Genomic DNA, 409 nt, shown 5'->3' on the forward strand with positions numbered 1-409 from the left:
CCCCGCCATATCGAGGTCGATCTGGTCGAGCCCCCAGTCTTCGATCACCGGCTTGCGCCCGATGGTGACCAGGATCCTGTCGGCAGCGATCTTGGCATTCTTGCCGTCCTTGGTCTCGACCAGCAGCGCATCGCCCTTGGTCGACAACCCCTTGGCCTTGGCGCCCACAAGCACCTCGATACCGAGCTCGGTGAGCCGCTTCACGACTGGCCGGGTCAGCTCTGCATCATACTGCGCCAGCACGCGCGGCAAAGCCTCTACCACGGTCACCCTGGCGCCCATCTTGGCGAAGGCGATGCCGAGCTCGAGCCCGATATAGCCGCCACCGACGACGGCAAGCCTTTCCGGCACCTCGCTCAGCTCCAGCGCTTCTGTCGACGAGATCACCGGCCCACCAAACGGCAGCGAC

At 65.0% G+C, this 409-nt stretch carries 1 protein-coding gene; it reads right to left on the reverse strand.

The window, feature by feature from the left end; all coding sequences use genetic code 11:
- Nucleotides 1–409, reverse strand: a 409-nt coding sequence (locus tag E5W87_RS24540) for an FAD-dependent oxidoreductase (protein WP_292403417.1), incomplete at both ends; no start/stop codon positions are given.

Source organism: Mesorhizobium sp., from assembly GCF_004962925.1.
Classification (GTDB): domain Bacteria; phylum Pseudomonadota; class Alphaproteobacteria; order Rhizobiales; family Rhizobiaceae; genus Mesorhizobium.